Genomic DNA, 21,029 nt, shown 5'->3' on the forward strand with positions numbered 1-21,029 from the left:
GGTGTTAACGATGGAGCAAAAACTGCACCGTTTTGGCGCGAAGCGCGCCGGAATGGAGCAATAATTTCCGAAAAATTTCGTATACGATCACAATTCCAGAATTATATTTGGCGACTGAATAAAACTGCGTTTTTTCCTCTGTTTAGTCACCTGATGCGCAAACATATTCACTTTATATGCACGTATAGTGAATATCGTCACGTTGTAACCCGTTGATATTCCGTCCTCGACCTCCGTTTATGCACTTTTTTCGCTGGCTGGCACGAACCCTGCAATCTACATTTACACCGCAAACACTATATTTATTAACATATAAATAACCTTTTATTTACCGTTGAGGTCGCTATGTCTCTGTCAATTACGCGTGAAAATTTTGATGAATGGATGATGCCTGTATACGCTCCGGCCCCTTTTATTCCGGTGCGGGGTGAAGGTTCACGTCTGTGGGATCAGCAGGGTAAAGAGTATATCGATTTCGCGGGAGGCATTGCGGTTAACGCGCTGGGTCACGCCCATCCGGCATTGCGCGAGGCATTAAACGACCAGGCGAGCAAATTCTGGCATACCGGAAATGGCTACACCAACGAGCCGGTATTGCGTCTGGCGAAAAAGCTGATTGACGCCACCTTCGCCGAGCGCATTTTCTTCTGTAACTCCGGCGCAGAAGCCAACGAAGCGGCACTAAAACTGGCGCGTAAATATGCCCACGATCGTTTTGGCAGTCAGAAGAGCGGGATTGTGGCGTTTAAAAATGCCTTCCATGGCCGCACGCTGTTTACCGTCAGCGCCGGTGGTCAGCCCGCCTATTCACAGGATTTCGCGCCGCTGCCGCCGGATATCCGCCATGCCGTGTATAACGATCTCGATTCTGCCAGCCAACTGATTGATGACACGACCTGTGCGGTCATCGTCGAGCCTGTCCAGGGCGAAGGCGGCGTGGTGCCGGCAACAAACGCGTTTTTGCAGGGGGTGCGTGAATTATGCGATCGCCATAATGCGCTGCTGATTTTTGATGAGGTTCAGACCGGGGTTGGCCGTACTGGCGAGCTGTATGCCTATATGCATTACGGCGTTACGCCGGACCTGCTGACGACAGCTAAAGCGCTGGGCGGTGGTTTCCCCATCGGCGCGCTGCTGGCGACAGAGCATTGCGCCAGTGTGATGACGGTGGGTACGCACGGTACAACGTACGGCGGCAACCCGCTGGCGACGGCGGTGGCGGGTAAACTGCTGGAAATTGTTAACACGCCGGAAGTGCTCAACGGAGTAAAACAGCGCCACGACTGGTTTGTGGAGCGTATTAACGCCATTAACGAACGTTTTGGACTGTTTAGTGAAATTCGTGGACTCGGGCTGCTGATCGGCTGCGTGCTGAACGCGGAATTTGCCGGGAAAGCGAAACTCATCTCGCAAGAAGCGGCTGTTGCCGGGGTGATGGTACTGATTGCTGGCGCTAACGTGGTGCGTTTTGCGCCAGCGCTCAATGTCAGCGAAGAAGAAGTCGCCACCGGACTTGATCGCTTTGCGCTGGCCTGCGAACGCATTAAAGCAGGAGGTTCATCATGATGGTGATTCGTCCCATTGAACGTGCTGATATCACCGCGTTGATGCAGCTTGCCGGTAAGACCGGCGGCGGATTGACCTCGCTACCGGCGAATGAAGCGACGCTAATGGCGCGTATCGAACGTTCGCTACAAACCTGGCGCGGTGAGTTGCCCAAAAGTGAGCAGGGATATGTGTTTGTGCTGGAAGACAGCGCCAGCGGAACTGTGGCCGGGATTTGCGCCATTGAGGTGGCGGTAGGACTTAACGATCCCTGGTACAACTATCGGGTCGGCACACTGGTCCACGCCTCGAAAGAGCTGAATGTGTATAACGCGCTGCCGACGTTGTTTCTGAGTAACGATCACACGGGTAGCAGCGAGCTTTGTACGCTGTTTCTCGATCCGGACTGGCGAAAAGAAGGCAACGGCTATTTGTTGTCAAAATCGCGCTTTATGTTTATGGCCGCGTTTCGTGACAAGTTTAATGAGAAGGTCGTGGCTGAGATGCGCGGCGTGATCGATGAACACGGTTACTCGCCGTTTTGGCAAAGCCTCGGCAAACGTTTTTTTTCAATGGAATTCAGCCGGGCGGATTTTCTCTGCGGAACAGGGCAAAAAGCGTTTATTGCTGAATTAATGCCCAAGCATCCTATTTACACCGATTTCCTGTCTGATGAAGCACAAAGCGTGATTGGTCAGGTTCATCCGCAAACGGCGCCCGCGCGGGCGGTGCTGGAGAAAGAGGGCTTTCGCTATCGCAACTATGTCGATATTTTCGACGGCGGGCCGACGCTGGAATGCGATATTGACCGGGTGCGGGCGATTCGTAAAAGCAGGCTGGTGGAAGTGGCGGAAGGTCAGCCAGCAATCGGCGATTATCCGGCCTGTCTGGTTGCCAATGAAAACTATCAAAACTTCCGTGTCATGCTGGTTCGCGCAGACCCGGATACCCAACGTCTGGTACTGACGGCGGCACAACTGGATGCCCTGAAATGCCACGCGGGCGACCATGTACGTTTTGTGCGTCTTTGTGCAGAGGAGAAAACAGCATGACACTATGGATAAACGGTGACTGGGTGACGGGACTGGGCGAGCGTCGGTTGAAAACCAACCCAGTAGGTGGTGATGTGCTGTGGCACGGCAATGATGCCGATGCCACGCAGGTGACGCAAGCGTGCCAGGCTGCGCGTGCAGCTTTTGCCGGTTGGGCTAAACAGCCCTTCAGTGAACGCCAGGCGATTGTTGAAAAGTTTGCTTCATTGCTGGAAAGCAATAAGTCCGAGCTAACCCAGATTATCGCCAGGGAAACCGGCAAACCACGCTGGGAAGCCGCGACTGAACTGACGGCGATGATCAATAAAATCGCCATCTCCGTCAAAGCTTACCATGCCCGTACCGGAGAGCAGCACAGCGAACTACCGGATGGCGCGGCAACGTTGCGCCATCGCCCACACGGCGTGCTGGCGGTTTTTGGTCCGTATAACTTCCCTGGTCATTTACCCAATGGTCATATTGTTCCGGCATTGCTGGCAGGCAATACGTTGATTTTCAAACCCAGCGAGTTGACGCCGTGGACCGGTGAAACAGTAACAAAGCTGTGGGAACAGGCGGGGTTGCCGCCGGGCGTGCTGAACCTGGTGCAGGGCGGACGTGAAACAGGGCAGGCGCTGAGTGCGCTGGAAGACCTCGATGGTCTGCTGTTTACCGGCAGTGCCAATACCGGTTATCAGTTGCATCGGCAGTTATCCGGTCAACCGGAAAAAATCCTCGCCCTCGAGATGGGGGGTAATAATCCGCTGATTATTGAGAATCCGGAGGATATTGATGCCGCGGTACATCTGACCATTCAGTCCGCATTTGTCACCGCCGGACAGCGCTGTACCTGTGCCCGCCGCCTGTTAGTTAAAAAAGGCGCGCAGGGTGATGCGTTCCTGACGCGTCTGGTGGAGGTTAGTCAGCGTTTAATGCCCGGTAACTGGGATGCGGAACCGCAGCCGTTTATGGGCGGACTGATTTCCGAACAGGCCGCGCAGCATGTCTATGATGCCTGGCAGCGTCTGGCGTCGTTGGGGGGACGTACGCTGTTGGCGCCACGTCTGGTGAAAGCCGGAACGTCACTGCTGACCCCTGGAATCATTGAACTGACCGGGGCGGCGAACGTACCTGATGAAGAGGTTTTTGGGCCGCTGCTTGGCGTATGGCGTTATGACAGTTTTGATGAGGCGATTCGTGTGGCGAACAACACCCGCTTTGGACTGTCGTGTGGGTTAGTTTCGCCCGATCGCGGCCAGTTTGAACAGCTACTGCTGGAGGCACGAGCAGGGATCGTCAACTGGAATAAGCCGTTAACCGGCGCTGCGAGTACCGCACCGTTTGGCGGCGTTGGCGCTTCCGGGAACCATCGCGCCAGCGCGTGGTATGCCGCAGATTATTGCGCCTGGCCGATGGCAAGTCTGGAATCACCGGTCTTAACGCTGCCAACGGCGCTTAGCCCCGGGCTGGATTTTTCTCGCGAGGATAATCTATGAAAGCCCGTGAGGTAAATTTTGATGGCCTGGTGGGACTGACTCACCACTATGCTGGATTGTCATTTGGTAATGAGGCCTCAACCAAACATCGATTTCAGGTGTCGAACCCGCGTCTGGCGGCGAAGCAAGGTCTGCTAAAGATGAAAGCGCTGGCGGATGCGGGTTTTCCTCAGGCGGTGATCCCCCCCCACGAGCGGCCTTTTATTCCGGTTCTGCGTCAGTTGGGTTTTAGCGGCAGTGACGAACAGGTGCTGGAGAAAGTGGCGCGTCAGGCACCTCACTGGCTCTCCAGTGCCAGCTCCGCATCGCCTATGTGGGTAGCGAATGCGGCAACGGTTTGCCCTTCAGCAGATTCGCTGGACGGGAAAGTGCATCTGACGGTGGCGAATCTGAATAATAAGTTCCACCGTTCGCTGGAAGCGCCTACTACCGAAGCGTTGCTACGGGCGATTTTCCGTGATGAGAATAGTTTTGCTGTCCACGGTGCGTTACCCCAGGTTGCGCTTTTCGGTGATGAAGGGGCGGCAAACCATAACCGCCTCGGTGGAGATTACGGCGATCCCGGTGTACAGCTATTTGTTTACGGTCGTGAAGAAGGCAATGCATCCCAGCCGAAGCGCTATCCGGCAAGGCAATCCCGTGAGGCCAGTGAGGCGGTCGCACGACTGAATCAGGTTAACCCGCATCAGTGTATTTTTGCTCAGCAAAATCCGGATGTCATCGATCTTGGTGTGTTTCATAACGATGTGATTGCGGTGTCGAATCGCCAGGTGTTGTTTTGTCATCAGCAAGCGTTTGTCAGACAGCAGGCGTTATTAGAGCAGTTGCGTAGTCAGGTGGCAGGTTTTACCCCGCTGGAAGTCCCGACTGCGGAAGTTTCGGTGCAGGATGCGGTGACTACCTATCTGTTTAACAGTCAGTTGCTGAGTCGTGATGACGGTTCGATGATGCTGGTCCTGCCACAGGAGTGCCGGGAGCATGCTGGTGTGTGGCGGTATCTGAACCGTCTTGTCGAGGAAGACAATCCGATCGATGATCTGCGGGTATTCGATCTGCGTGAAAGTATGTCCAACGGCGGCGGTCCGGCATGCTTGCGCCTGAGAGTGGTGCTCACCTTGCAGGAACAGCAGGCGGTGAATCCGGCGGTTATCATGAACGATATGCTGTTTAACACGTTGAATAACTGGGTTGACCGTTACTATCGCGATCGTCTTACCGCTGCCGACCTTGCCGACCCACAGCTGTTGCGCGAGGGGCGTGAAGCGCTGGATACGCTGACGCAATTGCTTAACCTCGGCTCTGTGTATCCTTTCCAGCAGGAGGGGATGCGCCATGGATAACTTTCTGGCTATCACGCTCGCAGGCGCCACTCCAGAGAAAACGCAAGGAACCATTCATGGTATTGACTGGCAGTGGATCGGTCACGGAATTCTGGAACTGACGCCGCTTGCACCCGTTGAACATTCTCTGGTGCTGTCTGCGGGGATCCATGGCAATGAAACCGCGCCGGTAGAGATACTCGACTCATTGTTGTCCAGGTTATTTAGCGGCGAGCTGGTACTAACATGGCGGCTACTGGTGATTCTGGGAAACCCGCAGGCACTTGCTGCGGGAAAACGGTATTGTCATAGCGACCTGAATCGTATGTTTTGCGGCCGGTGGCAGATTTTTACCGCGAGTGAAGAAACGCGCCGAGCCCATGAGCTTGAGCTGTGTCTGGAGGATTTTTATTCGCGGGCGAAAGAGCCAGCACGCTGGCATCTGGATCTACACACCGCGATTCGCGGTTCACAGCATCTGCGCTTTGGCGTGTTGCCACAACGCAACGTTGCCTGGGATGAGGGTTTTCTTGAATGGCTGGGAGATGCGGGACTGGAGGCGCTGGTCTTCCATCAGGCGCCTGGCGGTACGTTCACCCATTTTAGCGCTGAACATTTTGGCGCACTGGCCTGTACGCTGGAACTCGGTAAAGCGCTGCCGTTTGGACAAAACGATCTGTCCCAGTTTGCGCAAACGGCAGACGCCCTGGCGCAGTTGCTGCGAGGCGAGCGAGTATCGACGGGAGAAACATCTCCGCTGCGCTACCGCGTAGTGTCGCAAATCACGCGACGTAGCGACGATTTCATTCTTCATATGGATAACCAGACGCTCAACTTTACCCCTTTTAAAGAGGGAACCTTGCTGGCGCAGGACGGTGATGAACGTTTTATTGTCACCCATGATGTTGAATACGTTCTCTTTCCGAATCCCAACGTGGCCTGTGGTTTACGTGCCGGGCTGATGCTCCAAAAAATGTGATAAATATATATGCCTTGCAGGTTTATCCTTCAGGGCTTATTTTTGCGTGCTGTTTTTATTTATTACGGATTATTCCTGGTGAATTGCTTTCTTAATAATCAGGTTTCAGGTATAGTTCTTCATAATCCTTTCAAAATCATCCTGTTGTAATTTTTTATTGCAACTCTGCGCAATTTATTCTTTTTTTCTTCATAATTGATGAAAATTTGTTTTTTATACTTTCACTGTTTTACCGTTGCTCTGATTAATTGACGCTTAAGCCGGTAAAGTTAATCTCGTCAACACGACATCACATTGCATAAGAGTCGCATGAGTGTCGTAAAAATAACTGAAAGAAAGGATAGAAATTATGCGTAAACTGACTGCTCTGTTTGTTGCCTCTACTCTGGCCCTGGGTGCTGCCAACCTGGCTCACGCCGCTGACACGACAACAGCTGCGCCAGCTGATGCCAAACCGATGATGCACCACAACGGTAAATTCGCCCCGCATCACGACATGATGTTCAAAGACCTGAACCTGACCGATGCTCAGAAACAGCAGATTCGCGAGATCATGAAAGGTCAACGCGACCAGATGAAACGTCCGCCGCTGGAAGAGCGTCGCGCGATGCACGACATTATTGCCAGCGATAGTTTCGATAAAGCGAAAGCCGAAGCGCAGATTGCGAAGATGGAAGAACAGCGCAAAGCCAACATGCTGGCGCATATGGAAACTCAGAACAAGATTTACAACATTCTGACCCCGGAACAGAAAAAGCAGTTTAATGCCAATTTTGAGAAGCGTCTGACAGAACGTGCAGCGCAGAAAGGTAAAATGCCACAAGCTGCCGAGTAATCGATCAGCGTCTACACTAAATCATTCATGCTGTGTTGCACTGATTGCCGCACAGCGTGAAACCGAACTCAAGACCGCCGCTCTTGTCCACAACACGTTTAACGATGTGGGCAGGATCGGCGGTTTTTTCTTTCCTGCCTATTGCACCGGACACACGACACGCTATTCTCCTGAAGCCCGTGAAAATTCTACCTGGATCAGCGCGTTATTCTTTTTTGCAAAACACCGGGTTCATCGCTAAGGCAAATCAACTCTGCTGCCGATAACAATAATCTGCAGGGTGAACATACCAATGATGATTTATGGCTGCCTGTATACGGCGGGTTGCCGTGCTGCGTCTTTCTGGAGGGATGATGGAATACTTTGATATCCGCAAAATGCCGGTCAATCTGTGGCGAAATGGTGCGGGAGAAACCCGTGAGATTTGCTGTTTTCCGCCAGCAACACGAGATTTTCACTGGCGGGCGAGTATCGCCTCCATTGCAGCCAACGGAGAGTTTTCTCTCTTTCCCGGCGTAGAACGCGTGATTACTTTACTGGAAGGTGGAGAAGTGACCCTGGAAGAGTCAAACACCTTCACACATACTCTGAAACAGCATCAGCCTTTTACCTTTGCCGGTGACAAGGTGGTAAAAGCGAAGCTGACAGAAGGGCAGATGTCGATGGATTTCAATATCATGACCCGACGGGATGTCTGCCAGGCGAAAGTCAGAGTTGCCGACCGTACGTTTACGACTTTTGGTTCGCGCGGCGGCGTGGTATTTGTTATCAGCGGTGCCTGGCAACTGGGCGATAAGCTACTGACCGCCGATCAGGGTGCAAGCTGGCACGACGGTAAACACACCTTACGACTGCTGGAGCGCGAGGGAAAACTGCTGTTCAGCGAGATTAACTGGATGCCGGGCCATTCTCCGGACGCAGTTCAATAATGTCATATTGACCAGACAGAACAGGCCGACAGAGAATTTTGTAGCCATCATGGTCAAAGCCGGCCGGCATACGCGCCAGGGTAGCCGCTTCATCCAGCGTTGAAACGGCTCCCAGCCACAGCCAGTTGTTGATGATATGGTACTGTGTCATTTCAGCGCGGGTTTCCTGCAGCGCGATGGCATTGCTCCATGGCCAGCAAATGACTCTCACTCTTTCCAGCGCCTCTAACAGACGCAAATGATGGGCTTCATGACTCTCTTTCCCGCAGCACGCTCCGGCGCATCGCTTAAGCGCGGAGCGAAAACAGGCGCGCCCGCGACTCAGGGGTTCCAGCCCCAACAGGCCGTAGCAGAGCTGCTGTTCATCCGCGAGGCTTTGCAACGCTTGTAGCGCTGTGCGACGATTGGCAAACAGGCCAAACAGATTGGGGGCATGGGAGAAATCAATATCTCGTGCGTAGACAACCTGAACAGTTCGGTCGGTAAGCTGCAAGGCGCAAAGCTGACGATTGCGCCGCAGTCGTTTATTAAACAACGGCTGCTGTTCTTTGATCAATCGCGCTTCCAGCAGCAGGGCACCAATTTCTCCCGCGGTACAAATCCAGCTAATGCGTTTGGCCTGACGCAGCATTGCTGCTTCGTTTGCGGTACGCAGGTGTGCCATCACGCGGCTGCGAATATTGACGCTTTTACCAATATAGAGCGGCATAGTGTCACTTTCACTGTGAAACAGATAGACGCCTGGCACGGCGGGAAGCGCATTCAAAAATGGACGCAGGTGCTCAGGATATTCATAGATTGCCGCTGCCTCAAATGTCAGGCGCGGGGCTGATTGACGCCGTACCACTTCTCACTCCGGATGCTGGTTATCCATCCAGTATAACAGTTTGGAACCGATTAAAAAAGCGGCATCAGATCAGGAAAAGGGACCGGACAGCGGTGATCTCAGTGCTATCCGGCAATATGTGACTAAAAGAATTACACTTTTTTCCAGAAGTCATCAAACACCGTAATCGGTGTGCGACGTTTGTGCTCGGTCTTCAGATACCAGCCTTCAATTTTTTTCGCGACGTCGGCAGCCAGCGTTTTTCCTTCCAGATAATCGTCGATGTTGTCATAGGTGACGCCTAATGCGGCTTCATCCGGCAGAGAAGGACGCTCGTCTTCGAGGTCGGCGGTTGGTGCTTTCTTATATAAATGTTCCGGGCAACCCAGCGCGGCAAGCAACTGCTTACCCTGACGCTTGTTCAAACGGAAAATAGGGTTAATGTCAGTACCGCCATCGCCGTATTTGGTGAAAAATCCGGTGATAGCTTCTGCTGCATGATCGGTTCCCACGACAACGCCGCTGGTCATACCGGCGATACTGTACTGAGCCTTCATACGTTCACGGGCTTTTTCATTGCCACGGACAAAATCGCTCAGTTCAATACCCGCTTCACGCAGGGCCTGTTCACTGGCCAGTACCGCACCCTTAATATTGACGGTGAGTACGCGGTCCGGTTGGATAAAGGCGATGGCATCCTGACAGTCCTGTTCATCAGCCTGAACGCCATATGGCAGACGTACGGCAATAAACTGCAGCGCGTCATTCCCCGTTTCTTCGCGAAGCTCGGAAATAGCCATCTGGCATAGTTTTCCCGCGAGCGTTGAGTCCTGCCCGCCGCTAATCCCTAATACCAGTGATTTCAGAAAGGGGTAGGTCTGCAGATAAGATTTAAGGAAATCCACGCTGCGGCGAATTTCTTCTTCTGCATTGATGTGCGGTTTTGCGCCAAGCGCCTGGATTATCTCTTGCTGCAGAGTCATTTAACCCCCTATGGAAAATAAAATGATCAAAAAAATGATGTGTTAAAATTATCGCGTTGAGGCCCAAACGACAAGGGATGCGAGCATCATTTTGTTTTAATAGAATTTTCCGAAACCGCCTAAGTATCATCTGATTGCTTGAAAAATGCGTTGTTGTGCTCCAGGCTTATATAACACGCTGAAATACAAGAGGACGGAATATGAACAAGAACCTAACAGGAATTCTGAGTGCAGCGGCTGTTTTGACTATGCTGGCAGGGTGTACGGCTTACGATCGTACCAAAGACCAATTTGTTCAACCCGTGGTGAAAGATGTGAAGAAAGGGATGAGCCGGGCGCAGGTGGCGCAGATTGCCGGTAAACCTTCTTCTGAAGTCAGCATGATTCATGCGCGAGGGACATGCCAGACCTACATCCTGGGTCAACGAGATGGTAAAGCTGAAACCTATTTTGTTGCTTTAGATGACACCGGACATGTGATTAACTCCGGTTACCAGACCTGCGCAGAGTACGACACCGACCCGCAGGCGGCGAAGAAGTAACAACTGCTTATTGCCTGAGCATTCAGACGAACCGGCCATCGTGCCGGTTTTTTTGTGCCGAACGATCTTATTTATTGCCGCGAATTATTTGCCCGAAATGTGAGGGGGGTCATAACGACAGGTCAAGGAGAGACAATTTAGTTGGTCAAGGAAATACCATCCACTGGTGCAATCCCGTATACTCATTTCAGCCACCTAAAAAAGTAATTTAGCTGACGCAAGTTACCCAGAGCATGGATGCAGGTTATGGCTTGCGGAGTGTCTGGTTGACAGATAATCGCATATGAGGATCGTTTTAATGGAAAAGAAACACATTTATCTGTTTTGTTCTGCGGGCATGTCGACTTCATTGTTGGTTTCGAAGATGCGTGCTCAGGCCGAAAAATACGAAGTGCCGGTTATTATTGAAGCGTTTCCTGAAACGCTGGCCGGAGAAAAAGGTCCAACGGCCGATGTCGTGTTATTAGGTCCACAAATTGCTTATATGTTGCCCGAAATTCAGCGTTTGTTACCCAACAAGCCTGTGGAAGTGATTGACTCGCTGCTGTATGGCAAAGTCGATGGTTTAGGCGTGCTTAAGGCTGCTGTTGCAGCAATTAAAAAAGCCGCAGCAAATTAATTATTTTATTTTAATTTTTCCCGTCAAAGAGTTATTTCATTAACATTCACCGCAATTTTTAATTGCGGTATTTAAGGGTATTTTTCTATGAGTAACGCTATTGCTTCACTTGAAAAGGTACTCCTTCCTTTTGCTGTAAAAATTGGAAAGCAGCCACACGTTAATGCAATCAAGAACGGTTTTATTCGTTTAATGCCGTTAACCCTCGCAGGGGCCATGTTTGTATTAATCAATAACGTTTTCCTGAGCTTTGGGGAGGGGTCGTTTTTTTATTCAATGGGCATTCGACTTGATGCTTCAACTATTGAAACGCTGAATAGCTTGAAAGGCATTGGTGGAAACGTCTATAACGGTACGCTGGGTATCATGTCATTGATGGCACCGTTCTTTATCGGCATGGCGCTGGCAGAAGAACGTAAAGTCGACTCACTGGCTGCCGGGCTGTTATCTGTCGCCGCGTTTATGACCGTAACGCCTTATAGCGTGGGTGAAGCCTATGCCGTTGGCGCGAACTGGCTCGGCGGTGCCAATATTATTTCCGGTATCATTATCGGCCTCGCGGTCGCGGAAATGTTCACCTTTGTGGTTCGTCGCAATTGGGTCATTAAATTACCTGATAGCGTACCGACATCTGTATCGCGCTCATTCTCTGCGCTGATTCCTGGCTTCCTTATCCTCTCCATTATGGGGATCATCGCCTGGGCATTGAACACCTGGGGTACGAACTTCCACCAGATCATTATGGATTCCATTTCAACTCCGCTGGCGTCGTTGGGCAGCGTGGTGGGCTGGGCCTACGTGATTTTTGTTCCGCTGCTGTGGTTCTTTGGTATTCACGGTTCACTGGCGCTGACTGCGCTGGACAGCGGTATCATGACGCCATGGGCGCTGGAAAACATCTCTATCTACCAACAGTTTGGTTCCGTAGATGCCGCGCTGGAAGCCGGTAAGACGTTCCACGTCTGGGCGAAACCGATGCTCGACTCCTATATTTTCCTTGGAGGTAGCGGGGCAACGCTGGGTCTGATTATCGCTATCTTCCTGGCATCGCGTCGTCCTGACTATCGTCAGGTTGCTAAACTGGCACTGCCATCAGGTCTGTTCCAGATTAACGAACCTATCCTGTTCGGTCTGCCGATCATCATGAACCCGGTGATGTTTATCCCGTTCATCCTGGTTCAGCCGATTCTGGCGGCGATTACGCTGGCAGCTTATTACTCAGGCATTATTCCACCGATTACCAACATTGCACCGTGGACCATGCCAACCGGTTTGGGCGCGTTCTTTAACACCAACGGTAGTGTCGCTGCTCTGCTGGTCGCGCTGTTCAACCTCGGTATTGCAACGCTGGTTTACCTGCCGTTCGTGGTGGTAGCCAACAAAGCGCAGAATGTTATTGACCAAGAAGAAAGCGAAGAAGATATCGCTAACGCATTGAAATTCTAAATTTAATCCGGCATGGCTTCACGGTCATGCCGGACTGAACCAGAGGAAAAAAGTATGTTGGATATCGAGAACATCGTCGACACGCAGTCCGAAGCAGAAGAACTTGAAGAAGTGGTGATGGGCCTCATCATCAACTCCGGTCAGGCGCGTAGCCTGGCGTACGGCGCACTTAAAATGGCCAAGCAAGGCGATTTCGAGTCGGCCAAGGCGATGATGGACCAGTCTCGTCTGGCGCTGAACGAAGCGCACCTCGTGCAAACGAAACTGATTGAAGGCGATCAGGGTGAAGGTAAAATGAAAGTTAGCCTGGTGCTGGTCCACGCGCAGGACCACCTGATGACATCAATGCTGGCGCGTGAGCTGGTGACTGAACTGATTGAACTTCACGAAAAGCTGAAATAGCGAGGAGTGCATAATGCAGCTACAGATTAACGCACCGGAAATCAAAACCGTTTATGAACAGCAGCTGTTTAATGGCAAAAATTTCCATGTGTTCATCTATAACAAAACTGAGAGCATCAGCGGGCTGCATCAGCATGACTACTATGAATTTACCCTGGTTTTAACCGGGCGCTATTATCAGGAAATCAACGGTAAACGCGTACTGCTCGAACGTGGAGACTTTGTCTTTATCCCGTTGGGATCGCACCACCAAAGTTTTTATGATTTTGGTGCGACAAGGATCCTTAACGTCGGCATCAGTAAACGTTTTTTTGAACAGCACTATCACCCGCTACTGCCATTTTGTTTCGTTGCATCGCAGGTCTATCGGGCGAATAACTCGTTTCTTACCTATATTGAAACGGTTATTGCATCACTTAACTTTCGCGAGAGCGGACTGGATGAATTTGTAGAAGTGGTCACCTTCTATATTATTAATCGGTTACGTCATCATCGCGAAGAGCAGGTGTTGGATGATATTCCGCAGTGGCTTAAAACCACCGTTGAGACCATGCATGACAAACGGCAGTTTAGCGAGAATGCGCTGGAAAATATGGTACACCTGTCCGCGAAATCCCAGGAGTACCTGACCCGCGCAACCCAGCGTTATTACAGCAAAACGCCGATGCAGATTATTAATGAAATCCGCATTAACTTTGCTAAAAAACAGCTGGAAATGACGAACTATTCTGTAACGGATATTGCTTACGAGTCTGGCTACAGTAGTCCAAGCTTGTTTATTAAAACGTTTAAAAAGCTGACGTCGTTTACACCGAATAGCTACCGTAAGAAATTAACTGAATTTAATCAGTAGATATTATTTGCCAATAACCCATTTTTTATAGCTTGCCCAAAATAGCGTCGGGACAGCCACGCTATACCTGACATACGGGTTGAGCATAATACACGTCAGTGTTTTGACACTGAAGGGAGAAAGTATGAGCCAGAAATTAAAAGTCGTCACTATCGGTGGCGGGAGCAGCTACACCCCTGAATTACTTGAAGGCTTTATTAAGCGCTATCATGAATTACCGGTTTCTGAGTTGTGGCTGGTTGATGTCGACGGTGGAAAAGAGAAACTGGACATTATTTTTGACCTATGCCAGCGCATGATCGATAAAGCCGGCGTGCCGATGAAGTTGTTTAAAACGCTGGATCGCCGTGAAGCACTGAAAGATGCTGATTTCGTTACCACCCAGCTGCGTGTAGGGCAGCTGCAAGCCCGTGAAAAGGATGAACGCATTCCGCTGAGCCACGGGTATCTGGGGCAGGAAACCAACGGCGCTGGCGGGTTGTTCAAAGGCCTGCGTACCATTCCGGTTATCTTTGATATTGTTAAAGATGTGGAAGAACTGTGCCCGAATGCGTGGGTGATCAACTTCACTAACCCAGCCGGGATGGTGACTGAGGCGGTTTATCGCCATACGAATTTCAAGAAATTCATCGGCGTATGTAATATTCCGATCGGCATGAAAATGTTCATCAGCGACGTGCTGGCGCTGAAAGAGAGCGATGACTTATCTATCGACCTGTTTGGTCTGAACCATATGGTCTTCATTAAGGATGTTCTGGTCAACGGTGTGTCACGCTTTGATGAACTGCTTGACGGCGTTGCTTCGGGTCAATTGAAAGCCTCTGGCGTGAAGAACATCTTCGACCTGCCGTTCAGCGAAGGATTGATTCGTTCGCTGAAGCTGCTGCCGTGCTCGTATCTGCTGTACTACTTCAAGCCAAAAGAGATGCTGGCGATCGAAATGGGCGAGTACTATAAGGGTGGCGCACGTGCTCAGGTAGTACAAAAAGTTGAAAAACAACTGTTTGAGCTCTACAAAAATCCTGAGCTAAACGTTAAACCGAAAGAGCTGGAGCAGCGCGGCGGGGCCTATTACTCCGATGCGGCCTGTGAAGTGATCAATGCCATCTACAATGACAAACAGACCGAGCACTATGTCAACATTCCTCACCATGGGCATGTTGATAATATTCCTGCCGACTGGGCGGTTGAGATGACCTGTACGCTGGGGCGCAACGGTGCTACGCCGCATCCGCGAATTACCCATTTTGATGAGAAAGTGCTCGGCCTTATCTATACCATTAAAGGTTTTGAAGTGGCGGCGAGCAACGCAGCGTTGAGCGGTGAGCTGAATGATGTGCTGCTGGCGCTGAACCTGAGCCCGCTGGTGCATTCTGACAGCGATGCCGAAATTCTGGCGCGTGAACTGATTCTGGCGCATGAAAAATGGCTGCCAAACTTCGCCGGGTGCATTGAGAAACTCAAAAGCGAACAACACTAACTGAGGTCGGCTATGGAACGCGTACTGATTGTAAATGCGGATGATTTTGGCCTGAGTAAAGGACAAAACTACGGCATTGTTGAAGCTTGTCGCAATGGTGTTGTCACCTCGACAACGGCGCTGATTAACGGTGCGGCAATTGACCATGCGGTACAGCTGAGTCGCGACATACCTGAACTTGCCGTCGGAATGCACTTTGTTCTGACGCTGGGCAGGCCGTTGACGGCAATGCCGGGCCTTACTCGTGACGGGGTACTGGGGAAATGGATCTGGCAGATGGCGGAGGAAGACACTTTGCCGCTGGATGAAATTTCTCAGGAACTGGCCGCACAGTATCAGCGTTTTATTGACCTGTTCGGGCGGGAGCCGACGCATCTGGATAGCCATCACCATGTGCATATGTTCCCGCAAATTTTCCCTATCGTAGCAGGGTTTGCTGCCCAGAAGGGGATTGCGTTGCGTATCGATCGTCAGGCTGTATTCCAGGCGTCTGACTTACCGGAAACCTTACGGACTTCCCAGGGATTCAGCAGCGAGTTTTACGGTGAGGCGATTTCTGAAGCTCTGTTTTTGCAGATGCTTGATGCGTCAGCCGATCGCGGAGAATCCTCTCTGGAAGTGATGTGTCATCCGGCTTTTATCGATGACATTATTCGTCAAAGTGCCTACTGTTACCCCCGCTTAACTGAGCTCGACGTGCTGACGTCTTCGTCACTGAAATATGCTATTGCGGAGCGCGGTTATCGTCTTGGCAGTTTTCTAAACGTGTAATTCCTGAGTTTGCGGCGCTTGATGCGCCGCATTTTTTTAGGCCGGAATCGTGTCTATTTTTCCGGCGCGTGACCAGACGCGGTGCGCGGTCATCAGCGTCAGCAGGGTATCCATGAACTGTGTGTCTGCACTGTCCGCTTCCACCACGCCTTCTTCTCCTTCCTTTTTGATATTCAACGTTGCTTTAAACTGACGAGCATCGCCAGCCAGGGCGATAGGTTTTAAGTGTTTATACGCTTCGAGTAAGTAATATCGGGCATCTCCGTTCATTGCGATATCCGCAATATTCCCACATGGAACAATGACTGCATCGACCGTCAGGGATGGCGAACCCGCAAAGGTACCGGCGATTGTCAGAACGGAGCCATCGTCGGCAACCACATTCCCCATTCGGGAATAGAGCAGTTTGGCATGAACACCTTCGGCCTGTAGGGCTTGCATGATGGCGAGCAGATCGGCCGATTTCACCTGGTCATTAAGTAAAATGGCGACCACACGGCCCTTAATCTCACCTTGCGCACCTGCATATAAACTGAGTGACGGCGCATTTTTCAAACCGTTGACGTTGGCCGGCGGTATAATTTTGGTTTGTTCCTCAGTGAGTTCAAAACCGAGATTCCCGGCAACCGCCGTGGCGAGGGCAGTATCAATATGAGCTAACTGTTCGACCACTCTTTCTCTGATATAGGGGCGCGTAACTTTGCTAAGCTCGAAACTGAATCCGCCTATAATATGCTGCTGTTCAATTGGCGTCTGACTTAGCCAGAACAGACGAGGCTGCGCATAGTATTCGCCGAAAGAGGGGCTGCGTTCGCGGATTTTGTTTCCTTCAATCCGTTCCTGGTACGACTCAAATCCACCGCGTTTTGGCCCCGGAGGTGTTTCACGCGGCCAGTTATCATTGATGGAATTCGGTTCATAGTTGGCCGGGTTAGTATCGATGTCCATGCGATGCATGCCGTCACGCTGGAAATTATGATACGGACAGGTTGGGCGATTAATTGGGATTTCATGGAAGTTGGGCCCGCCCAGACGACTGATCTGGGTATCGGTATAGGAGAACAAGCGGCCCTGCAACAAGGGATCGTTAGTAAAATCGATGCCCGGGACGATGTGTCCGGGATGAAAAGCTACTTGCTCATTTTCGGCGAAAAAATTGTCCGGATTGCGGTTTAGCACCATTTTACCGACGAGTTGTACCGGAACCAGTTCTTCAGGTATCAATTTCGTTGGATCGAGCAGGTCAAAATCGAACTTGAATTCGTCCTCTTCAGGAATGAGCTGTAGCCCCAGTTCATATTCCGGATAATCGCCCGCTTCAATCGCCTCCCACAGATCGCGGCGATGAAAGTCGGGATCCCGACCGGTAAGTTTTTGCGCTTCATCCCATACCAGCGAAGCTTTGCCTGCCAGCGGTTTCCAGTGGAAACGGACAAAGGTGGCTTTCCCTTGCGCATTAATCAACCGAAATGTGTGAATACCAAAGCCTTCCATCGTGCGATAGCTGCGCGGAATACCCCGATCGGACATTGCCCATATGACGTTGTGCAACGTTTCAGGCTGTAATGAGACATAATCCCAGAAGGTGTCATGGGCGCTTTGACCCTGCGGGATAGCCCAATGCGGCTCCGGTTTAACCGCATGGACGAAATCTGGGAATTTATGGGCATCCTGAATAAAGAAGATGGGAGTATTGTTTCCCACCAGGTCGAAAATGCCCTCTTCAGTGTAAAACTTGGTCGCAAATCCCCGTATATCTCTGACCGTATCCGCAGAGCCTGCGCCGCCCTGAACCGTAGAGAATCGGACAAAAACCGGGGTGATTTTATTTTCATCACTCAGAAAGTCCGCTTTCGTCGTCGCGCTGAGACTGGCATAGGGCTGAAAGTAACCGTGAGCGGCAGAACCTCGGGCATGTACGATCCTCTCCGGGATGCGTTCATGATCAAAATGGGTGATTTTTTCCCGCAGGATGAAGTCTTCCAGCAGAGTTGGCCCACGGTTTCCGGCGCGCAGAGAGTTTTGATCGTCCGCAATGCGCACGCCCTGATTGGTGGTCAGGGCAAAATCCTCGCTTCCTTTGCGAAAACTGTCCAGCGCGTTGAGTTTGTCACTTGTGACGTCAGGCGCTTTTAAGCTGCCGGATGTGGTGGGTTGCATGCCTGGTGGAGTGGGTTCAGGCGCTGGCTGATGTGAACCGTCTGCTGGCGCCAGTGAGTCAAGTCCTGGCTGGGATTCGCTGGCATCATGAACCGGCGCTGAGTGATGGAGTGGGTGCTTATCGTTCTGTGACATTAAACTCGTCTCCTGTTTTCATCGCTGAAAGGGTCGTTGTTGCTGTCAAAAACTTTAACTATAGACCACTCATTCAGCGGCGCAGGTACAGGTCGATGACGTAAAGCGCGATGAACCAGGCAAACAGCGCACGCAAGGCAGGACGTCAGGAGACAAAATCGGCTAAGATAGCAGTTTTCTGATTTTTAGAATTTGTCTTTAGTGAAGCAACTGATTATGAAACCTCTTCGCCAACAAAATCGTCCGGTTATCAGCTATGTTCCTCGCGTGGAGCCCGCTCCACCAGAGCATGCGATTAAAATGGATGCGTTTCGTGACGTATGGATACTGCGCGGAAAATATGTCGCTTTTGTCTTAATGGGGGAGTCGTTTCAACGTTCGCCTGCATTTACGGTCCCGGAATCAGCGCAGCGCTGGGCTAATCAGGTTCGTCAGGAAAATGAACTGAGCGATTAATGGATATAAAAAAACCGCCGGATCATGATACTCCGGCGGTTTTTTGTTTTTTAGCTGACAGACTTAGCGATGCGCCAGTTCGGCGTTATCGTCGCTGTCCAGAATTGTTTTATCGGTCTGCTTCAGCCATTGACTGGTCAGCGTACCGGCAGTCATGGAACCGCTTACGTTCAACGCAGTACGCCCCATATCGATCAGCGGTTCAACGGAGATCAACAGCGCAACCAGCGTGACCGGCAGACCCATAGCAGGCAGAACGATCAGCGCGGCAAACGTTGCACCGCCACCGACACCCGCAACCCCTGCGGAACTCACGGTCACGATACCAACCAGCGTGGCAATCCACATTGGGTCCAGCGGGTTGATTCCAACGGTCGGCGCGACCATTACTGCCAGCATTGCCGGGTACAGACCCGCACAACCATTCTGGCCAATCGTGGCGCCAAAAGAGGCGGCGAAAGAGGCGATGGATTCAGGCACGCCCAGACGACGGGTTTGCGCTTCAACGTTCAGCGGAATTGAGGCTGCGCTGGAACGGCTGGTGAAGGCGAAAGTCAGCACCGGCCACACCTTACGGAAGTATTTCAGCGGGCTAACGCCGTTAATACCCAAGAGGATCCCGTGAACCACGAACATAATGCCCAGACCGAGATAAGAGGCCACGACGAAGCTACCCAGCTTAATGATGTCCTGAAGGTTGGAACCGGCAACCACTTTGGTCATCAGCGCCAGAACACCGTACGGCGTCAACTGCATCACCAAACGAACCAGCTTCATCACCCAGCTTTGCAGGGTATCGATAGCCACCAGAACGCGCTCGCCTTTTGGTGCATCATCCTTCAGCAGTTTAAGTGCGGCTACACCAAGGAATGCTGCGAAGATAACTACGCTGATAATCGACGTCGGGTTGGCGCCAGTCAGATCGGCAAACGGGTTTTTCGGAATAAACGACAGCACCAGTTGCGGAACGCTGAGGTCAGCCACTTTGCCAACATAGTTGGTTTCAATCGCGTTCAGACGGGCCGTCTCGGCACCACCTTGCACCAGACCTTCGGCGGTCAGGCCGAACAGGTTGGTCACCAGAACCCCGACCAGTGCGGCAATCAGCGTGGTAAACAGTAGCGTTCCGATGGTCAGGAAGCTGATTTTACCTAACTGAGAGGCATTGTGCAGACGCGCAACGGCGCTGAGAATAGATGCAAATACCAGCGGCATAACAATCATCTGCAGCAACTGGACATAACCGTTGCCGACAATGTTGAACCACTGTACGGAATCTTTAAGAACCTGGCTGTCGGAACCATAAATGGTGTGCAGGGCAAGGCCGAACACGACACCCATGATCAGACCGACCAGTACTTTTTTGGCCAGACTCCACTGTTTGTGACGGGCTTGCGCCAGCACGAACAGCAGCACTACGAACACGATAATGTTCGCGATTAATGGAAAGTTCATCCCCGTTCTCCTGATCTTATTATACGTATCACCGTTTAAAGGTGATTCTGTTGGCGCAAGATTAGCAGAACTGTGACTTGCCTCTTATATTCAAATGGAATTGTTTATACCGAAAATGACTTTTTGGCTGATTTATTAGTCAATCTGATGCGTTATGAAACGATTGAACTGCATTTGTAGCGTATTAATCATCTGCGAAGACCAGCGTACCGCGCTGTTCTCTTGTACGGTCTGCGGCATCCAGATTGCCCATGCGAACAGTGCCATGCACAGAAACCGCTCCAGTTGGTTGCCTTTTTGCGGCACGAGGATGGGCAGACGAAAACGCCAGCGGCAGGGCCAAAGCAGGGGAACGCCCGCCGGGGTCAGCATATCGGCCAGAATATGGCTGAGATAACCGAGAACCATACCTTGTAAGGCATCAGCCGGTATTATCCAGGTGTCCGGGACTTTCAGGTAAAACGTAGTCAGTAGGGCAAAGACTGCAAGCAGGCTATGCGTAAACCCGCGATGACCAAATGCCCGGGCAATGGGTTTTGATATCCACTTCAGACGCTGCCCCAGCAGGGATTTGGGATGATCAATATCCGGCAGCAGGCACGTTAAAATGGCGGAAGGAACAATATGCCACCAGTCACCCTGAGCAAGAACGGGCGTTAGCTCGGCATTCTTGGCAAATACCGCACAGGCAATAGAAAAAAGAAGGTGGCCTTCCGCCGTCATGATAAAACCCAATAAACTGTCGATTCATACAGTATAGGGGTTTT

The 21,029-nt window shown here is 51.4% G+C and carries 20 protein-coding genes; 15 read left to right on the forward strand and 5 right to left on the reverse strand.

The window, feature by feature from the left end; genetic code table 11:
* Nucleotides 1-345: 345 nt before the first annotated feature.
* The 7 genes from astC to ves all read left to right on the forward strand — a co-directional run bounded on the left by astC (nucleotide 346) and on the right by ves (nucleotide 8,134).
* Entirely contained in the window at nucleotides 346-1,566 is a 1,221-nt protein-coding gene (gene astC / locus OGV57_RS04565) for a succinylornithine/acetylornithine transaminase (protein ID WP_054528304.1), read from the forward strand.
* Nucleotides 1,563-2,597, forward strand: coding sequence for an arginine N-succinyltransferase (gene astA / locus OGV57_RS04570; RefSeq protein WP_032936105.1), 1,035 nt, complete (start codon nucleotides 1,563-1,565; stop codon nucleotides 2,595-2,597). Before astC ends, astA begins: the two co-directional genes overlap by 4 nt.
* Nucleotides 2,594-4,072, forward strand: a complete 1,479-nt coding sequence (gene astD / locus OGV57_RS04575; RefSeq protein ID WP_054528305.1) for a succinylglutamate-semialdehyde dehydrogenase — start codon at nucleotides 2,594-2,596, stop codon at nucleotides 4,070-4,072. The genes astA and astD overlap by 4 nt, the downstream gene beginning before the upstream one ends.
* Nucleotides 4,069-5,412, forward strand: coding sequence for an N-succinylarginine dihydrolase (gene astB, locus OGV57_RS04580; protein ID WP_048219034.1), 1,344 nt, complete (start codon nucleotides 4,069-4,071; stop codon nucleotides 5,410-5,412). Before astD ends, astB begins: the two co-directional genes overlap by 4 nt.
* Nucleotides 5,405-6,370: a succinylglutamate desuccinylase gene (gene astE / locus OGV57_RS04585; protein ID WP_054528306.1), complete on the forward strand. Its 966-nt coding sequence runs from the start codon at nucleotides 5,405-5,407 to the stop codon at nucleotides 6,368-6,370. The genes astB and astE overlap by 8 nt, the downstream gene beginning before the upstream one ends.
* A 349-nt stretch (nucleotides 6,371-6,719) precedes the next feature.
* Nucleotides 6,720-7,205 carry an ATP-independent periplasmic protein-refolding chaperone Spy gene (gene spy / locus OGV57_RS04590; protein WP_003030629.1) on the forward strand — a complete coding sequence of 162 codons (486 nt, stop codon included), beginning with the start codon at nucleotides 6,720-6,722 and terminating at the stop codon, nucleotides 7,203-7,205.
* A 353-nt stretch (nucleotides 7,206-7,558) separates the two neighbouring features.
* Complete coding sequence (gene ves, locus OGV57_RS04595) at nucleotides 7,559-8,134, forward strand: environmental stress-induced protein Ves (RefSeq protein WP_003030626.1); 576 nt, start codon at nucleotides 7,559-7,561, stop codon at nucleotides 8,132-8,134.
* Here the strand turns inward: ves and cho are convergent.
* Together cho and nadE are read right to left on the reverse strand one after the other, a co-directional pair.
* On the reverse strand, nucleotides 8,094-8,981 hold the full coding sequence (gene cho / locus OGV57_RS04600) for an excinuclease Cho (protein ID WP_054528307.1): 888 nt from the start codon (nucleotides 8,979-8,981) through the stop codon (nucleotides 8,094-8,096). The two genes, ves and cho, sit on opposite strands and share 41 nt — an antisense overlap.
* Before the next feature lie 131 nt (nucleotides 8,982-9,112).
* On the reverse strand, nucleotides 9,113-9,943 hold the full coding sequence (gene nadE, locus OGV57_RS04605) for an NAD(+) synthase (protein ID WP_054528308.1): 831 nt from the start codon (nucleotides 9,941-9,943) through the stop codon (nucleotides 9,113-9,115).
* A 200-nt stretch (nucleotides 9,944-10,143) separates the two neighbouring features.
* Between nadE and osmE the strand changes: the two genes are divergently transcribed.
* The 7 genes from osmE (at nucleotide 10,144) to chbG (ending at nucleotide 16,056) form a co-directional block, all read left to right on the forward strand.
* Entirely contained in the window at nucleotides 10,144-10,485 is a 342-nt protein-coding gene (gene osmE, locus OGV57_RS04610; protein ID WP_003030621.1) for an osmotically-inducible lipoprotein OsmE, read from the forward strand.
* A 298-nt stretch (nucleotides 10,486-10,783) separates the two neighbouring features.
* The gene (chbB, locus tag OGV57_RS04615) at nucleotides 10,784-11,104 is read left to right on the forward strand and encodes a PTS N,N'-diacetylchitobiose transporter subunit IIB (protein WP_003840900.1); all 321 of its coding nucleotides are present in this window, start codon (nucleotides 10,784-10,786) and stop codon (nucleotides 11,102-11,104) included.
* Between the two features lie 87 nt (nucleotides 11,105-11,191).
* Nucleotides 11,192-12,550: a PTS N,N'-diacetylchitobiose transporter subunit IIC gene (gene chbC / locus OGV57_RS04620; RefSeq protein ID WP_003030619.1), complete on the forward strand. Its 1,359-nt coding sequence runs from the start codon at nucleotides 11,192-11,194 to the stop codon at nucleotides 12,548-12,550.
* A 54-nt stretch (nucleotides 12,551-12,604) separates the two neighbouring features.
* Complete coding sequence (gene chbA, locus OGV57_RS04625) at nucleotides 12,605-12,952, forward strand: PTS N,N'-diacetylchitobiose transporter subunit IIA (protein WP_003030618.1); 348 nt, start codon at nucleotides 12,605-12,607, stop codon at nucleotides 12,950-12,952.
* Between the two features lie 10 nt (nucleotides 12,953-12,962).
* Entirely contained in the window at nucleotides 12,963-13,805 is an 843-nt protein-coding gene (gene chbR / locus OGV57_RS04630; RefSeq protein WP_085951046.1) for a transcriptional regulator ChbR, read from the forward strand.
* A 124-nt stretch (nucleotides 13,806-13,929) separates the two neighbouring features.
* Nucleotides 13,930-15,285 (forward strand): 6-phospho-beta-glucosidase, encoded by a 1,356-nt coding sequence (locus OGV57_RS04635; RefSeq protein WP_003843452.1) that lies wholly within the window; start codon nucleotides 13,930-13,932, stop codon nucleotides 15,283-15,285.
* 12 nt (nucleotides 15,286-15,297) lie between these two features.
* A complete protein-coding gene (gene chbG, locus OGV57_RS04640) occupies nucleotides 15,298-16,056 on the forward strand; it encodes a chitin disaccharide deacetylase (protein ID WP_049003634.1) in 759 nt (252 codons plus the stop codon).
* Between the two features lie 36 nt (nucleotides 16,057-16,092).
* Here chbG and katE read toward each other — a convergent pair whose 3' ends face one another.
* A complete protein-coding gene (gene katE / locus OGV57_RS04645) occupies nucleotides 16,093-18,351 on the reverse strand; it encodes a catalase HPII (protein ID WP_044712208.1) in 2,259 nt (752 codons plus the stop codon).
* A 192-nt stretch (nucleotides 18,352-18,543) separates the two neighbouring features.
* Here katE and cedA point away from each other — a divergent pair, with 192 nt between their 5' ends.
* Entirely contained in the window at nucleotides 18,544-18,807 is a 264-nt protein-coding gene (gene cedA, locus OGV57_RS04650; RefSeq protein WP_071524328.1) for a cell division activator CedA, read from the forward strand.
* Between the two features lie 63 nt (nucleotides 18,808-18,870).
* On the opposite strand, the gene tcyP is transcribed toward cedA, so the two are convergent.
* Nucleotides 18,871-20,262 carry a cystine/sulfocysteine:cation symporter gene (gene tcyP / locus OGV57_RS04655; protein ID WP_003030608.1) on the reverse strand — a complete coding sequence of 464 codons (1,392 nt, stop codon included), beginning with the start codon at nucleotides 20,260-20,262 and terminating at the stop codon, nucleotides 18,871-18,873.
* 135 nt (nucleotides 20,263-20,397) lie between these two features.
* Entirely contained in the window at nucleotides 20,398-20,997 is a 600-nt protein-coding gene (locus tag OGV57_RS04660) for a metal-dependent hydrolase (RefSeq protein ID WP_086551139.1), read from the reverse strand.
* Nucleotides 20,998-21,029: the final 32 nt, after the last annotated feature.

The organism is Citrobacter sp. Cf087, assembly GCF_030334285.1.
Taxonomy (GTDB): domain Bacteria; phylum Pseudomonadota; class Gammaproteobacteria; order Enterobacterales; family Enterobacteriaceae; genus Citrobacter; species Citrobacter freundii.

What these genes read in the sequence shown, in the direction of transcription:
- astC (WP_054528304.1), top strand. Translation starts at nt 346, where the DNA reads ATGTCTCTGTCAATTACGCGTGAAAATTTTGATGAATGGATGATGCCT.
- astA (WP_032936105.1), top strand. Translation starts at nt 1,563, where the DNA reads ATGATGGTGATTCGTCCCATTGAACGTGCTGATATCACCGCGTTGATG.
- astD (WP_054528305.1), top strand. Translation starts at nt 2,594, where the DNA reads ATGACACTATGGATAAACGGTGACTGGGTGACGGGACTGGGCGAGCGT.
- astB (WP_048219034.1), top strand. Translation starts at nt 4,069, where the DNA reads ATGAAAGCCCGTGAGGTAAATTTTGATGGCCTGGTGGGACTGACTCAC.
- astE (WP_054528306.1), top strand. Translation starts at nt 5,405, where the DNA reads ATGGATAACTTTCTGGCTATCACGCTCGCAGGCGCCACTCCAGAGAAA.
- spy (WP_003030629.1), top strand. Translation starts at nt 6,720, where the DNA reads ATGCGTAAACTGACTGCTCTGTTTGTTGCCTCTACTCTGGCCCTGGGT.
- ves (WP_003030626.1), top strand. Translation starts at nt 7,559, where the DNA reads ATGGAATACTTTGATATCCGCAAAATGCCGGTCAATCTGTGGCGAAAT.
- nadE (WP_054528308.1), bottom strand. Translation starts at nt 9,943, where the DNA reads ATGACTCTGCAGCAAGAGATAATCCAGGCGCTTGGCGCAAAACCGCAC.
- osmE (WP_003030621.1), top strand. Translation starts at nt 10,144, where the DNA reads ATGAACAAGAACCTAACAGGAATTCTGAGTGCAGCGGCTGTTTTGACT.
- chbB (WP_003840900.1), top strand. Translation starts at nt 10,784, where the DNA reads ATGGAAAAGAAACACATTTATCTGTTTTGTTCTGCGGGCATGTCGACT.
- chbC (WP_003030619.1), top strand. Translation starts at nt 11,192, where the DNA reads ATGAGTAACGCTATTGCTTCACTTGAAAAGGTACTCCTTCCTTTTGCT.
- chbA (WP_003030618.1), top strand. Translation starts at nt 12,605, where the DNA reads ATGTTGGATATCGAGAACATCGTCGACACGCAGTCCGAAGCAGAAGAA.
- OGV57_RS04635 (WP_003843452.1), top strand. Translation starts at nt 13,930, where the DNA reads ATGAGCCAGAAATTAAAAGTCGTCACTATCGGTGGCGGGAGCAGCTAC.
- chbG (WP_049003634.1), top strand. Translation starts at nt 15,298, where the DNA reads ATGGAACGCGTACTGATTGTAAATGCGGATGATTTTGGCCTGAGTAAA.
- katE (WP_044712208.1), bottom strand. Translation starts at nt 18,351, where the DNA reads ATGTCACAGAACGATAAGCACCCACTCCATCACTCAGCGCCGGTTCAT.
- tcyP (WP_003030608.1), bottom strand. Translation starts at nt 20,262, where the DNA reads ATGAACTTTCCATTAATCGCGAACATTATCGTGTTCGTAGTGCTGCTG.